This is a genomic window from Pseudomonas sp. LAMO17WK12:I1 (assembly GCF_900177315.1).
GTDB classification, from domain to species: Bacteria; Pseudomonadota; Gammaproteobacteria; order Pseudomonadales; family Pseudomonadaceae; genus Aquipseudomonas; species Aquipseudomonas marginalis.
Map to the genome: position 1 here is coordinate 385788 of NZ_FWZV01000002.1, position 14485 is coordinate 400272.

The 14485-nt window shown below is 62.3% G+C and carries 14 protein-coding genes; 8 read left to right on the forward strand and 6 right to left on the reverse strand.

Annotation, left to right across the window (positions count from 1 at the left end; all coding sequences use genetic code 11):
* Positions 1-4 precede the first annotated feature (4 nt).
* The 3 genes from hpaE to B9N88_RS04420 are packed head-to-tail and all read right to left on the reverse strand — an operon-like array spanning position 5 to position 2906.
* Complete coding sequence (gene hpaE / locus B9N88_RS04410) at positions 5-1465, reverse strand: 5-carboxymethyl-2-hydroxymuconate semialdehyde dehydrogenase (RefSeq protein WP_027603493.1); 1461 nt, start codon at positions 1463-1465, stop codon at positions 5-7.
* Positions 1466-1470: 5 nt separating this feature from the next.
* Complete coding sequence (locus B9N88_RS04415; RefSeq protein ID WP_027603494.1) at positions 1471-2241, reverse strand: fumarylacetoacetate hydrolase family protein; 771 nt, start codon at positions 2239-2241, stop codon at positions 1471-1473.
* Positions 2238-2906: a fumarylacetoacetate hydrolase family protein gene (locus tag B9N88_RS04420; RefSeq protein WP_027603495.1), complete on the reverse strand. Its 669-nt coding sequence runs from the start codon at positions 2904-2906 to the stop codon at positions 2238-2240. Before B9N88_RS04420 ends, B9N88_RS04415 begins: the two co-directional genes overlap by 4 nt.
* 161 nt (positions 2907-3067) lie before the next feature.
* On the opposite strand from B9N88_RS04420, the gene hpaA reads away from it, so the two are divergent.
* The 6 genes from hpaA to B9N88_RS04450 all read left to right on the forward strand — a co-directional run bounded on the left by hpaA (position 3068) and on the right by B9N88_RS04450 (position 9426).
* The gene (hpaA, locus tag B9N88_RS04425; RefSeq protein ID WP_027603496.1) at positions 3068-3973 is read left to right on the forward strand and encodes a 4-hydroxyphenylacetate catabolism regulatory protein HpaA; all 906 of its coding nucleotides are present in this window, start codon (positions 3068-3070) and stop codon (positions 3971-3973) included.
* 173 nt (positions 3974-4146) lie between these two features.
* Positions 4147-4569, forward strand: a complete 423-nt coding sequence (gene hpaR, locus B9N88_RS04430) for a homoprotocatechuate degradation operon regulator HpaR (RefSeq protein WP_027603497.1) — start codon at positions 4147-4149, stop codon at positions 4567-4569.
* Positions 4570-4736: 167 nt separating this feature from the next.
* On the forward strand, positions 4737-5717 hold the full coding sequence (locus B9N88_RS04435) for a helix-turn-helix domain-containing protein (RefSeq protein ID WP_027603498.1): 981 nt from the start codon (positions 4737-4739) through the stop codon (positions 5715-5717).
* A gap of 68 nt (positions 5718-5785) precedes the next feature.
* Positions 5786-6718: a SphA family protein gene (locus B9N88_RS04440; protein ID WP_027603499.1), complete on the forward strand. Its 933-nt coding sequence runs from the start codon at positions 5786-5788 to the stop codon at positions 6716-6718.
* Between the two features lie 10 nt (positions 6719-6728).
* Entirely contained in the window at positions 6729-7961 is a 1233-nt protein-coding gene (locus tag B9N88_RS04445; protein WP_027603500.1) for an MFS transporter, read from the forward strand.
* 16 nt (positions 7962-7977) lie between these two features.
* A complete protein-coding gene (locus tag B9N88_RS04450) occupies positions 7978-9426 on the forward strand; it encodes an amidase (protein WP_043293242.1) in 1449 nt (482 codons plus the stop codon).
* 62 nt (positions 9427-9488) lie between these two features.
* On the opposite strand, the gene B9N88_RS04455 is transcribed toward B9N88_RS04450, so the two are convergent.
* On the reverse strand, positions 9489-10352 hold the full coding sequence (locus tag B9N88_RS04455; protein ID WP_027603502.1) for a sensor domain-containing diguanylate cyclase: 864 nt from the start codon (positions 10350-10352) through the stop codon (positions 9489-9491).
* Between the two features lie 221 nt (positions 10353-10573).
* On the opposite strand from B9N88_RS04455, the gene B9N88_RS04460 reads away from it, so the two are divergent.
* Positions 10574-11353, forward strand: a complete 780-nt coding sequence (locus B9N88_RS04460; RefSeq protein WP_027603503.1) for a FadR/GntR family transcriptional regulator — start codon at positions 10574-10576, stop codon at positions 11351-11353.
* Here B9N88_RS04460 and B9N88_RS04465 read toward each other — a convergent pair.
* Both B9N88_RS04465 and B9N88_RS04470 read right to left on the reverse strand, forming a co-directional pair.
* Positions 11293-12126 carry an NAD-dependent epimerase/dehydratase family protein gene (locus B9N88_RS04465; RefSeq protein WP_027603504.1) on the reverse strand — a complete coding sequence of 278 codons (834 nt, stop codon included), beginning with the start codon at positions 12124-12126 and terminating at the stop codon, positions 11293-11295. The genes B9N88_RS04460 and B9N88_RS04465 overlap by 61 nt on opposite strands.
* Before the next feature lie 81 nt (positions 12127-12207).
* Positions 12208-12933, reverse strand: coding sequence for an oligogalacturonate-specific porin KdgM family protein (locus B9N88_RS04470; RefSeq protein WP_027603505.1), 726 nt, complete (start codon positions 12931-12933; stop codon positions 12208-12210).
* 359 nt (positions 12934-13292) lie between these two features.
* Between B9N88_RS04470 and B9N88_RS04475 the strand changes: the two genes are divergently transcribed.
* A complete protein-coding gene (locus B9N88_RS04475) occupies positions 13293-14447 on the forward strand; it encodes a mandelate racemase family protein (RefSeq protein ID WP_027603506.1) in 1155 nt (384 codons plus the stop codon).
* Positions 14448-14485 lie beyond the last annotated feature (38 nt).

Genomic DNA, 14485 nt, shown 5'->3' on the forward strand with positions numbered 1-14485 from the left:
TTGCTCAGACGCCCCAACGTGGAATGTGATGGCTGCCCATCGAGATACACACGTTCTTGATCTCGGCGAACACTTCGAAGCTGTACTGGCCGCCTTCACGGCCGGTGCCGGAGCCCTTCACGCCGCCGAACGGTTGGCGCAGGTCGCGCACGTTCTGGCTGTTGATGAACACCATGCCCGCTTCGATGCCATAGGCCAGACGATGCGCCTTGCCGATGTCCTGGGTCCAGATGTAAGACGCCAGGCCGTACTCGGTGGCGTTGGCCAGTTGCAAGGCTTCGGCTTCGTCTTTGAACGGAATCAGGCACACCACGGGGCCGAAGATCTCTTCCTGGGCGATACGCATGGAGTTGTTCACGTCAGCGAACACCGTGGGCTGGATGAACTGGCCCTTGCTCAGATGCGCCGCCAGGTTGGCCGGGCGCTCGAGGCCACCGGCGAGGAGAGTGGCGCCTTCTTCGAGACCGATCTTGATGTAGCCGGTGACCTTGTCGTAGTGGGCCTGAGTGATCATCGAGCCGACCTGGGTCTTCGGGTCTTGCGGGTCGCCGACGATCAGGCGTTTGGCGCGCGCGGCAAACTCGGCGACGAACTGCGGGTACACGCTTTCCTGGATAAAGATCCGGCTGCCGGCGGTGCAGCGTTCGCCGTTGAGCGAGAAGATGGTGAACAGCGCGGCGTCGAGGGCGCGTTTCAGGTCGGCATCTTCGAAGATCAGCACCGGCGACTTGCCGCCCAGTTCCATGGAGTACTTCTTCAGCCCGGCGGTCTGCATGATTTTCTTGCCGGTGGCAGTGCCGCCGGTGAAGGAAATCGCGCGGACATCGGGGTGACGCACCAGGGCATCGCCGGCGGTCGCGCCGTAACCCTGGATGACATTGAGCACGCCTTTTGGAATCCCGGCCTCCACCGCCAGGCGCCCCAGTTCGTTGGCGGTCAGCGGCGACAGCTCGGACATTTTCAGCACCGCGGTATTGCCCAGGGCCAGGCACGGCGCGGTTTTCCAGGTGGCGGTCATGAACGGCACGTTCCACGGCGACACCAGCGCGCAGACACCCACCGGCTGATACAGGGTGTAGTTGAGCATCTGGTCATCGACCGGGTAGCTGTGGCCGTCCATGCGCGTGCAGACTTCGGCGAAAAAATCGAAGTTGTGCGAGGCGCGGGGAATCAACACGTTTTTGGTCTGGTGAATCGGCAGGCCGGTGTCGAGGGTTTCCAGTTCGGCCAGGTGCGGCACGTTCTGTTCGATCAGTTCGCCGAGCTTGCGCATCAAGCGCGCCCGTTCCTTGGCCGGGGTGCCGGCCCATTTCGGGAAGGCTTCCTTGGCCGCCGCCACGGCTTGCGCGACTTCCTCGGCGCCGCCGCTGGCGACTTCTCCGATGGCTTCGCCGGTGGCCGGGTTGTAGTTGACGAACACGTCTTTGCTTTCGACCTCACGGCCGTTGATCCAATGTTTGATCATGCTGCTCAAGCCTCTTTACGGGCGCTGAAGAACGCCGCTTCGCTGACAATTCGGTTAACCAGGCGGCCTACGCCTTCGACTTCCACAATCACTTCATCGCCCGGCACGACGTCCGCCAGGCCTTCGGGCGTGCCGGTGGCGATCATGTCGCCGGGTTGCAGGGTCATGAAGCTGGACAGGTATTCGATCAGGTAGGGAATGTCGAAAATCATGTCCCTGGTGCTGCCTTCCTGGCGCAACTCGCCGTTGATCCAGGTGCGCAGTTTCAGGTTGCTCGGGTCCGGCACATCGGCCACATCGACGATCCATGGGCCGACGGGCGTGGTGGCGTCGCGGTTTTTCACGCGCAGGTTGGGCCGGTAGTAGTTTTCCAGGTAGTCGCGAATCGCGTAGTCGTTGCACACCGTGTAGCCCGCCAGGTAATCCAGGGCGTCTTCGCGCTTGACGTTGCGCGCCGGCTTGCCGATGACGGCCACCAGCTCGCACTCGTAGTGCATGTAGGCGACGTTATCCGGGCGCCAGGTCACCTGGTTGTGGCCGGTGTAGGTGCCCACGGACTTGATGAAGGCCAGGGGTTCGGTCGGCGGCTTGAACGCCAGTTCAGCGGCGTGGTCGGCATAGTTCAGGCCCAGGGCGAACATGCTGCCGGTGGCCGGTGGCAGCCATTGCACCTGGTCTTCGGCCAGCAGGCGGCCGTCGGCCAGGCGCACGGCGTTTTCAGCTTCGACCTGTACCGAATGGACTTCACCTTCAAAGCGAATACGGGCGTGTTTCATGGGAGCTCCTCTGCCTTGATGTGGTTGACCAGGCGGCCGAGGCCACTGATCTCGACCTCCACGGTGTCGCCTGGCTGCACATCCACCCGGCCTTCGGGCGTGCCGGTGATCAGCACATCGCCCGCGTGCAGGGTCATGAATTCGCTGATCTCGGCGATCAGCAATGGAATATTGCGCACGAAGTTGGCCGTGGTGTTGTGCTGGCGAACCTCGCCGTTGACGTACAGCGTGATCGCGAGATTGTGCGGGTTCGACACCTGTGCGGTGGGTATCAGCTCGGGCCCGATGGCGCAGAACCCATCGCGGCATTTGGCTTTGACGGCGGGGCGGTAGTAGCTGTCTTCCGGCAGGCTGAACTCATTGGCGAGGGTGTAGCCGGCCACGTAGTCGAGGGCTTCGGCCGCGCTGACGCGACTGGCGCTCTTGCCCATCACCACCCCCAATGCCGGCCCAGGCTGCAGGCGCTCGCCCTGGCCGGGATGCACCACCTCGGCGCCGTGCTGGTTGCGGGTGTTGGGCGTCTTGATGAACAGCACCGGCTTGACCGGCGGTTTCTGGTACGGCGGCTGTTCGAATTCGGCGAGGCGCTGCTTGAGCAACCCCTGGTAGTTCAGCGCGACACCGAAAAGGGTGCCGGTCGCGATGTCATGCAAGGCACGGCTCATGGGTTCTCCTGGCAGGGCCATGGCGGCCTTGCATTTAGTTAATGTGTTAACAGTTATAATTAAGATGTTAACTATCGTCAAGGGTGTAGACTGTCCACGGGGTGCTTGCAGGGTGAGCACCGCTGCATCAGGGCAATCACAATAAAAACGAGTAGCGTGCGATGAGCGACCGTCAACCCATCCCGAACATCAACATTGGCCAGGTGTACGACCAGCGCTACAGCGACGCCGAAGTCCATTACGACAAGCTGGCCAACCTGGCGGATTTCTTCGGGCGCAACATGCCCGTTCACCGGCATGACCGGTTCTTCCAGGTTCACTACGTAAAAAGCGGCACCGTGCGCGTGTACCTGGACGACCAGCAATACGTCGAGTCCGGGCCGATGTTCTTCCTCACGCCACCCACGGTGCCGCACTCGTTTGTGACCGAGGCCGACAGTGACGGGCATGTGCTGACGGTGCGTCAGCAACTGGTGTGGCAACTGATCGAAGCCGACGCCAGCCTGGCGCCGGCCGGTGTGCAATTGCCGGCCGCGTGTGTCGCCCTGACGCAGTTGGCGCCGCAATACGCGGGCGATATCCGCCGCCTGGATTATCTGTTCGAGGAACTGCGCGAAGAGGTAAAAGCCCAGCGTTCCGGGCGCAGCGCAGCCCTGGACAGCCTGACGCGGTTGATCATGATCAGCCTGTTGCGGCTGTGTTCGAACTCGTTGAAAGCCACGCCCGCCCGCCACGAAGACTTGAAAATCTTCCACCGCTTCAACGAGCTGATCGAAGCGCACTACCAGCAACACTGGCCGTTGTCGCGGTATGCCCAGGGCATTGGGGTGACAGAAGCACGGCTCAATGATGTGTGCCGGCGCATTGCCGACTTGCCGTCCAAGCGCCTGATCCTGGAGCGCCTGATGCAGGAAGCCAAGCGCCTGCTGCTGTTTACCGGCAGCTCGGCCAACGAGATCTGCTATCAGCTGGGGTTCAAGGACCCGGCCTATTTCAGTCGTTTTTTCCAGCGTTACGCCCAGCTCACTCCGGGGGAGTACCGCCAGCGCCAATCGGGATTGCGTTGAGCCAGGCATAAGGTAGGTCTTGTTGATCTTGTGCGGATCATCATGAGCATCGCCGCGGTGCAACAGAATGGCTTTTACGCCGAACCGATTGTACTTTTCACAGCCCCCAGGCTGCTTGCAGCGGTTGGCCGGCGACACTAAGCTGCCGACTCGCCCATCCAATTGGTGCCGATATGGCCAACCCCAGACCTTCGCTGACCCTGACCCTGCTGCAAGCCCGTGAAGCCGCAATGGCGTTCTTCCGCCCGGCACTGAACAAGCATGCCCTGACCGAGCAACAGTGGCGGGTCATTCGGATCCTGCGCCAGCAGGGCGAACTCGAAAGCCACCAGCTCGCCCAGCAGGCCTGCATCCTGAAACCGAGCATGACCGGAGTGTTGACGCGCCTGGAGCGCGACGGCCTGGTGCGCCGGCAGAAGTCCAGCCAGGATCAGCGCCGGGTGTTCGTGGGCCTCACCGAGCGCGGCCAGCAGTGTTTCGTCTCCATGAGCGAGGGCATGGAAAGCAACTACCAGAAAATCGAAGCGCAGTTTGGCGCGGAGAAAATGCAGCAGTTGCTGGACTTGCTCAATGAGCTGAAAAACATCAAGCCTTGAAGGTGAAAAAATTCATTAACAGGTGAACGTATTTGCCCGAGGCTGGCATCGCCGGCGCACATCCTCACTATCCATTTTCGGCACACATGCACGCGCTGCCCCGGGTTCGGAATGGAACTTGCGTGCGATACGACCTGTAAGCCTTGCAACTGAAAAAGGTTAGGTCAATGAACAATAATAATGTGCAGATGCCTGCGGCCTCGGTGGTGCTTCCACCGGCGTTACCCCTCCAGCGTTTCCTGACCAGCGACATCGACGAGCACGCTCGCAATATGGGCGGCTGGCAGGTTCGCTACGATCAGTTGTCACCTGGCTCCTTTGCCGGTGAGTTGCTGGAGTTCCGCTCGGACTGGATGCAACTGGTGCGCGACCGCTCTAATCAGGCCATGGTCAAGAGTGGTGTGGCCTGGAAAGGTGCGATCACCTTCAGCATTCCCTTGAGTGCCGACGGCCCGGTGTATTGCTCGGGGCATCCGATCCACGAGCCCAGCCTGTTGGTGGCCCACGGTGAAAACCTGCCCGAGCTGCACACTCCACAGCACTTGGACCTGCTCGGCGTGGCCATCGAAGAGCACGCCCTGGAACATGTGCTGGAGTGCCAGGGCATTCAGTTTCGAATTACCGATCTTCCCAGGTGTTACCGCTTGGGTGATTCACCCGTGCAACGTGACCTCGCGGCGTTGTTCGACGAGCTGGCGGGCTGCGATGCCGTGCTCGGGCATGACTCGATCCGCCGCGGCATCCGCGATGCGGTGATGCTGCATATGCTGGAGTTGATCGCCCCGGACCAGGCGCCACCCCTCAACCCCACGGCGCGCAAAAGGATGGTCGATCGCGCCCGCGAATATGCATTGAGTCACCTCGACGAGCCGCTGTCGATCCTCGACCTGTGCAACCACATCGGCGCCAGCCGGCGCAAACTCCAGTACTGTTTTCAGGAGACGCTGGGCATCAACCCGGTGGCCTATCTGCGGGCACTGCGCCTCAATGCGGTGCGCCGCGAACTGCGAACCAGCACCCAAGCCCACGGCGTACAGGAAGTGGCGGCGCGCTGGGGCTTCTGGCATTTGAGCCGGTTCGCAAGCGATTACCGCACCATGTTCGGCGAAAGCCCTTCCCAGACCCTGCGTCGCACGCAACTCTGCTGAAAACGGATAACCGCCTCACTCTGCGCGTTACTAGGATGGCCCACACCACTTGATGGGAGGGGCATTCGATGATTCACCACAATAATGCAAGCGCCACACGCATGACGCTGTTCACCCTGGGGCTGCTGGGTTGCTGCGCCGGTGTCCAGGCCACCGAGAACGGTGCGCCGACCACCGCTGTCGGCGTGTACGATTTCGGCGCGGGGATGATGCCGCCGGCCACGCCGTTCGGGACCGTGGGACTGCGCACGGCGTTTTACTCGGCCAATGTGCAGAAGGACCGTAACGGTCGCTCCGTCGACAACCACTTCTCACTGGATGTGTTGTCCATCGGCGTCGCCTACATGCGCATGACCGATCACACGGTGCTGGGCGCCAACTATGGTTTCGGGGTGGTGGTACCGTTCTTCAAGATGGACGCTTCCGTCAAGGTACCGACCCCGGCCGGCCCGCTGAGCCTGGAGGCCGATCCGTTTCGAATGGCCGACATGCAGTTTCTGCCGGTGATCCTGCAATGGAACCTGTCGCCGAACCTGTTTATCAACACGCAACTGCAGATCCAGGCGCCCACCGGTGACTACGACAAGAATCGTTTGATTTCCCCAGGGCTCAATCACTGGACGTTCTCGCCGATCGTCAACGCCACCTACATCACCGACAGTGGCTTCGAGGTTTCCTCAAGCGTTGAGGTGGACGTCAATACCCGCAACCCCGCGACCGACTACAAGAACGGTGTCGAATACCGCCACGAATTTGCCGTGGGCCAGCATGTAGGGCCGTGGACCCTGGGCCTGGGTGGTTACTACTACCGCCAGTTCAGCGATGACGACGCCCCGGGGTTGCAATCGGGCAACCGGGCGCGGGTGCTGGCTGTCGGGCCGGCCGTGAGTTACTTCAAGCCCGGCCTGCCGCCCATTTGGCTGCACGCCTACAAGGAAACCGATGCCCGCAACCGTGCCGAGGGTTACACCGTGGCACTGCGCATTTCTCAAAGTTTCTAAGGGGCTGGCCATGAACTCATCACATTCCGATTCCCCCTCGCCGCGGCAAGCCACCGGGCGCCGTGAAGGGCTGGTGCTGATGTTGGGCAGCAGCCTGACCATCATGGGCGCGGCCATGGTCGCGCCGATCCTGCCCAAGCTGGGCGCCGAGTTCGGTGCACTGGAACCGCGCGCCGACCTGCTGGTGCCCTTGGCGGTCACCGGGCCGGCACTCGCGATTGCGCTGTGCGCGCCCCTGGCCGGCTGGTTGGCCGACCGGGTCGGGCGCAAGGCGTTGCTGATAATCGCCACGCTGTTGTATGCCGTGCTCGGGGCCATCCCGGCGCTGCTGGATAACTTGCCCGCCATCGTCGCTGTACGCCTGCTGTTCGGCGCGGCGGAGGCGGCGGTGATGACCTGTTGCGCGACGCTGATTGCCGACTATTGGCACGGCGAGGAACGGCTGCGCTACATCAATCGGCAAGTGGTCACCATCGGTTTGGTCGGCTCGCTGTTCTATGTCGTGGGCGGCGCGTTGGGCGAACACTCCTGGCGTCTGCCATTCCTGCTGTACCTGCTGCCACTGCTGTTGGTGCCGATGATGATCAAGGTGCTGTGGGAACCCGCCGCCGCTCGCCAGCCCGTCGAGGTGGCTGAACAGGGCAGGGTGGCCGTGCTGCCGTTGGTGCTCGGTTATCTGCTGATCCTCAGTGGGATGGTGCTGAGTTTTATCGTGCCGATCCAGGCGCCGGTTTTACTTGTCAGCCTCGGCATCACTTCAAGCACGATGATCGGGCTGTCGGCGGGGGGCAGTCTGCTGGCGACCTTGGGCGGTTCGTTAGCCTGGCCGCTGCTGCGCCGGCGCATCGGCATCCCCGGTTGCAATGCGCTGTTGCTGAGCCTGCTGGGCCTGGGGTTGTGGCTGCTGATGCGCGCACCGAGCTACAGCATGGTGCTGGTGGCCGTGCTGATCCATGGCCTGGGCGCCGGGCTGCTGGTGCCCAACGCGATGGCGCCGGTGATGAATGCCCTGAGCGCGAAAACCCGCGGGCGCGGCTTGGGTGGGTTCACGGCGTTTCTGTATTTCGGTCAATTTGTCAGCCCGCTGGTGGTGGCCGTGCTCAGCGTTTATTCGGGTGACGTGCGTCGTTCAATCCTGTGGCTGGCCTGCGCCAGTTTTGCCTCGGCCCTGGCCTGGGCACTGGCAGGCCTGCAAGCACGGCGCAAAGCGCTGACCCAGGCATTCGGATCAAGTCATTCGTAATCAAGAGGAGATAGGCATGGACATCCACAACCTGCTGGACAGCGAAGACGCCACCGGTTTGGCCGAATGGGTCAGGCGCGGTGAGGTGCAGCCCGGCGAACTGCTGGAAGCGGTGATCGAGCGTATCGAACGGGTCGAACCGCAGCTGAATGCGGTGGCCGAGCGGCTTTACGATTCGGCCCGCCAGTCGGTACGCGCGTCGCGCCCCGGCCCCGGTGTGTTTGCCGGGGTACCGACCCTGATCAAGGATCTGTTTTCGCCGGTCAACGGCGCGGCGATGACCCATGGCTCGCAGGCGTTGGGAGGCGCTCGCGCTGACTTTGACGCCGAACACGTAAGCCGTATCCGCCGTGCCGGGTGCGTGATTGTCGGTACCAGCACCTCACCCGAATTCGGCACCTCGTATTCCACCGAGTCGAACCGCTTTGGCGCCACGCGCAACCCCTGGAATATCGGCCACAGTGCCGGCGGTTCCAGCGGCGGCGCGGCAGCCTTGGTGGCGGCGCGCGTCGTACCGTTTGCCCATGGCAACGATGGCGGTGGTTCCTTGCGTGTGCCGGCGTCCTGCTGTGGGGTGTTCGGCCTCAAGCCCAGCCGTGGGCTGTTGCCTTCCGGGCCGATGATCGGCGAGGGCTGGGCCGGCATGGGCAGCCCCCATGCGATTACCTTGTCGGTACGTGACAGCGCCGCGCTGCTGGATGCCACGGCCGGGATCGACCTGGGCGCACCTTATGCCGCGCCGCTGCAGGCGCAGCCCTATGTCACCGCGCTGCAGCAGGACCCTCGGCCGCTGCGGATCGCCCTGGTCGAGCAGCTCGGGCCTTGGCCGACCTCCGGCGAAAGTGTGCAAGCCGTACGCCAGGCCGCCAGGTTGTGCGAATCCCTGGGCCACCGCGTTGAACCGGTCAATTTGCCGGTGGCGCTGCCGGCATTTCTCGATCAGGTCTTCACCATCATCGGTGCAAGCACGCGTCACTACGTCGATGTGTTGGGGCAGATGCGCGGTTTCGCCGTACAGCCTGAGGAGCTGGAAGCCCGCACCCGCATTATCCTGCGCTGCAAAGGGGCTGTCAGCGGTGCGCAGTACGCCGGTGCCGTGGAATGGATTCATGCCTTGGGCCGGCAGTTGGCGGTGTTCATGCAGGATTACGACCTGATCCTCACGCCGACCCTGGCCCGCGAGCCGGTGCCGATCGGGGAGCTGGACCTGCAAGACGATCGCTTGAGCCTGGAGGAACTGATCGAACGGTTCCACAGCTACTCACCGTTCACGGCGCTGTTCAATGCCAGCGGGCAACCGGCAATGTCGGTGCCGTTGCACTGGAGCGCTGCCGGCCTGCCGATGGGCGCCCACTTCGCCGCTCGCTTTGGCGAAGAAAGTACCCTGCTGGCCCTTGCGGGGCAGCTGGAGCGGGCCCAGCCCTGGCGCGGCCGGGTTCCGCCGGTCAACGCCTGTCGGTTGTGAGCCTCTGAGGGCTTCTGCATCGGGCGGGTGGACCGACCTGCCTGATGCAAAACGCCTTCTGGTCATTCAGCCGCGAATCGCTGCCGTTTTATCCGGTACATATCACCGTCCGCATGGCTGAGCAGGGTATCGGCATCTTCCCCGTCCTGGGGATAAACCGCCACGCCGATGCTGCAGGACGGCATCTTCACCCCACCAAACTCGGGCCCCAGCGGCTCGGCCATGACCACGAGTATCTGCACCACCCTGGCAGAAATAGCCTCCCGCGACGGGATGTCGGTCAACAGCACCGTGAACTCATCACCGCCCATCCGCGCCACCAGGTCGCTGTCGAGTACGCAGCGTTCCAGGCGTCGGGCAATCGCACACAGCACGCGATCGCCCATGGCATGGCCATGCACATCGTTGATGCCCTTGAAGTCATTGATGTCCAGGAACAGCAATGCCAGGCCGCGGTTGTGGGACTGCGCACTGTGCAGGGCCTGGTCCAGCCGATCATTGAACAGTGAGCGGTTGGTCAGGCCCGTCAGCGGATCATGGTGGGCAAGGAAGCGCAGTTCTTCTTCGGCCTGGGTGAGCGCCGTCACGTCCCGTGCGACGCCGATGCGCGCGCCCACCTCTTTGGACCAGAAGGCCGCCCACAGGATGTGCACCACGCTGCCGTCCTTGCGTATGTAGCGGTTGCGAAAGTCGACATGGGAGTGGCCATTCATGACCCGCACAATCGAGGCTCGGGTGCGCGCCAGGTCTTCCGGGTGCATGTATTGGGTGATCAGGGTGCCGACCAGTTCGTCGGCACGGTAGCCGAGCAGGGCCTCGCAGCCATCGCTGACGAAGACAATCTGGCTGTCGCCGTCGACGACAAATACCGTATCCAGCATCAGGTGGATCAGTTTCGGGTACAGCGCTTGCAGGTCAACGGGCATGGGGCATCGGGCGTCCGGTTCATATCGGTCGATCATAGCCCGATCATGAGCTGGGGCGTCGAGCAATCCTGCACATTTTTTAGTCCGCTCGGCAGTTGCCGAGGGCGGTCTGGCAGGGGCTTTTCGCGTTGTGGGACGCGCTGGGAGCCACAGGGAGAGTTGTCGTACAACCGAATGCGCTATGATGCGCGTTCCTCCGCCAACCGAGATACCCGTTCTTGATGGACAACCCGAACGTCCAGCCCACCGTTCGCCGCCGGCACCGCAGCCTGGCCGAAGAACTGGTCACCGAGCTTTCCCGGCGCATCTGTTCCGGTGAGCTGCCGCGTGCCACCAAGCTGCCCACCGAATCCGAAGTGATGGCCGAACATGGGGTGAGCCGCACGGTGGTGCGCGAGGCCATTTCGCGCCTGCAGGCCTCGGGCCTGGTGGAAACCCGGCACGGCGTCGGCACCTTTGTGAAGGATATCCCGAGCCCCAGCGGGTTTCGCATCGACCCGGACAGCATCGTGACCTTGCAGGATGTGCTGGCCGTGCTGGAGTTGCGCATCAGCCTGGAGGTGGAGGCTGCCGGCCTGGCGTGCGTGGGGCGGACCGACGAGCAATTGCAGGTGATGCGCGACTCGCTGGATGCGCTCAACTCGCGGGCGGTGAGTGCCGACTACGCGGTGTCGGCAGACTTTCAGTTCCACCAGCAAATCGCGTTGGCCACGGGCAATCGTTACTTCACCGACATCATGTTGCACCTGGGGCTCAACATCCTGCCGCGTACACGCCTGCACTCCAAACGCCTGGCCAACGCCAACAAGGAGCCCTTCCTGGAGCGCTTGAGCCGTGAGCATGAGGACATCTACAAAGCCATCCTGCGCCGTGACGCCGATGCGGCTCGGGCGGCGATGCGCCTGCACCTGTCCAACAGTCGCGAGCGTATGCGTCGGGCCTATGAAGCCGCCGCCGCCGAGTTGTCGAACGGCCCGGCCGCGGTGAACGCGCCGCCCTGAAGCCGGCTGCCCGGTTCATCGGCCGGCGCTGGCGGTTGTTGCTCGACCTTGGCGCGAAACGCTTCCGAACTGTCCTTGGGCGCAAAGCCCAGGTGCTCGGTGTGCCGGGTGCTCCACCAGCGATCGCGATTGGCCGAGACGCCATACACCACACTGTGTCCCACATCCTTGGCCAGCAGGGCGCGCGCCACCAGGTGGTCCAGGTCGGTGTAGCTCAGCCAGGTCGACAGCATCCGCCGGTTGCGCGGCTCGGGGAACGACGAGCCGATGCGCAAGCTCACGGTTTCAATCCCATAGCGGTGAAAGTAGAACGCCGCCAGGTCTTCGCCGTAAGCCTTGGAGAGGGCGTAGTAGCCATCCGGACGGCGCGGTGAGTGCACGTCCAGTTCAACGTCCTGGAGATAGAAACCGGTGACGTGGTTGGAACTGGCAAACACAATCCGCTTGACCCCCTGCTGTCGCGCCGCCTCGTAAATGTGGAATGTGCCGCGAATATTGGCGTCGAGAATCTCCTCGAACGGCCGCTCCACGGAAATCCCGCCCAGGTGAACGATGGCGTCGACGCCGGTGACCAGTGCCGCCACGGCGGCCTTGTCGGCCAGGTTGCAGGTGATCACTTCGTCGTGCTCACCACGGCTGGGGGCCATGGGGCTGATGTCCGAGACGCGGACGATGTCGGCATGGGCCTGCAAGGTGTTCCGCAGGATTTGCCCCAGGCCGCCGGCGGCGCCGGTGAGCAAGATGCGCGTGAAGGGTTTGGGTGGTGTGGTCATGGTCAGGTCTTCCATTGAACGCTGAATGCAGGTGGCTTGCCTGTCGAGCGATGCGCACTCGCCAGGCAAGTCGTGGGGGCTTTACATGAAGTTGTACTGGATGCCCAGGCGCCACCGCGCCTGGCGGTCTTCGGACGTGGCGTTGACCTTCACATCACCAATCTCCATGAACGGGGCCCATTCCTTGTTGAGCTTGTATTTGACGATCAGGTTCTGTTCGTAATCGCTCTTCTTGTTGTCGTAGCGGATGTAGTCAGTCTTGAAGTAGATGAACTGATATTCATACGCCCACTTACTGGCCGGCGTGTAGCCGAGCCAGCCCTCGAAACGATGGGTGGTCTGGTCATCCTTGATGTGGTCGGGCAAGTCCTTGTTGACCTGGTCGCGGTCCAGCTTCTTGGCATCCAGGCGATAGCGCGTGGCGGCGTAGAAGGCGTCGTTGATCTTGTAGTTGTACTTGAGGCCGAACTTGTAGGTGGTCGAGTCTTTCGAGCTGTCCATCTGGAACGCCGGGGTCAACGTCGATTGCGCGCTGAGTTTGTAGTTGTAGCTCACGGTGAACTCGTGCCCGTTGTTGACCATGTTGTCGTAGGCGACGTCTTCACGGTCTCCGGCGGTGCGGTATTTCATTTCCGCTTCAAATCCCAGGCCACTGTCCAGGCGGTAGTTGAGCTTGATTCGGTCAGCGTGGGCGCTGTCCTCCTCGGTGAACTGGTGGCGGTAGTTGATGCTGGCGGAGTCAGCGCTGACATACAGCGGCAGGCCGAGGGTCAGGGCAGTAACGAGCGTGCGTAGGGTGGTGTTCATACGGTCTTCTTTTTTGTTTTTGTTAGGGTCGTTTGACGGTTGCTACGGCAGTGGGTTGTTGCGTATGGCTCTCATCTAAGGTGCCGACATACGTTATCGTACGACAAGATGACTCGTCTATGGGTTATTGATGGTTTTGAAACATCTCGAAATATATGTGCCCAGTGAATAGGGCTTTACAGCAATCCAGGTTATTCCTTGGTTGTCTTTAAAAATAAGGGTTTTGCCGGGATTTACTGAAAATGCATGCAGAAGAGGGGCGGGTTATTGGGTCTTTTCAAGTGTTGTACGATGACCTATGATCGGTCGCAACAGACGACACTTCCGTCACAAATCCAATAAGAAGGCTTACGACGTCCATGAGAATCACAGCAGTCAACGTCCAGGTATTTTCCTACCCGACCCGCCGCGCAGTGGACAGTGCCGGCCATGCACACCCGGGTGATGTCACCCAGGCGCAGATGGCTTTGCTGCGCATCCAGACCGAAGACGGCCAGGAGGGTTATGCCTTCGGCGCCCCTGAACTGATTCGCCCGTATGTACTGGATGGTTTCGTGCGCAAAGTGCTGGTGGGGCAGAACGCCTTCGATCGCGAAAAGATCTGGCACGACCTCGCGCACTGGCAGCGCGGCAGTGCCAGCCAGTTGACCGACCGCGCCCTGGCGCTGGTGGAGCAGGCCCTGTGGGATTGGGCCGGGCGCAAACTGGGTGTGCCGGTGCACAAGTTGATTGGCGGTTTCCGCGACAAGGTGCCGGCCTACGGCTCCACCATGTGTGGCGACGAACTGCCCGGTGGCCTGGCCACCCCTGAAGACTACGGGCGTTTTGCCGAGACCCTGGTGCAACGCGGCTACAAGGCCATCAAGCTGCACACCTGGATGCCGCCGGTGTCCTTCGCCCCGAGCCCGCGCATCGACGTGCAGGCTTGTGCGGCGGTACGCGAAGCGGTCGGCCCGGACATCGCCCTGATGCTCGACGGTTATCACTGGTACAGCCGCACCGAAGCGCTGTACATCGGGCGTGAGCTGGAAAAGCTCGACTTCGCCTGGTTCGAAGAGCCGATGATGGAAGAGTCCGCCGAGTCCTATGCCTGGCTGGCGGGGCAGTTGGACATTCCGGTGCTGGGCCCGGAAACCCTGTCCGGCAAACACCTCGCCCGTGCCAGTTGGGTCAAGCACGATGTGTGCGATATCTTGCGCGCCGGTGTGGCGGGCGTCGGCGGCATTGCGCCGTGCCTGAAGGTTGCGCACCTGGCTGAATCCTTCGGCATGGATTGCGAGATTCATGGCAACGGTGCGGCCAACCTGGCCGTGGTCGGCGCGATCAAGAACTGCACCTGGTATGAGCGTGGCCTGTTGCACCCGTACCTGGATTACGACGAAGTGCCGGCCTACCTCAAGCGTCTGGTAGACCCGATGGACAACGACGGTTTTGTGCACCTGTCCGACTTGCCGGGCCTGGGTGAAGACATCGATTTCAACTTCATCGAGACCAATACGCTTAAAAGCTTCTGACGTGTACAGGGTCAGTCCGGCATCAGTCGGGCTGATCA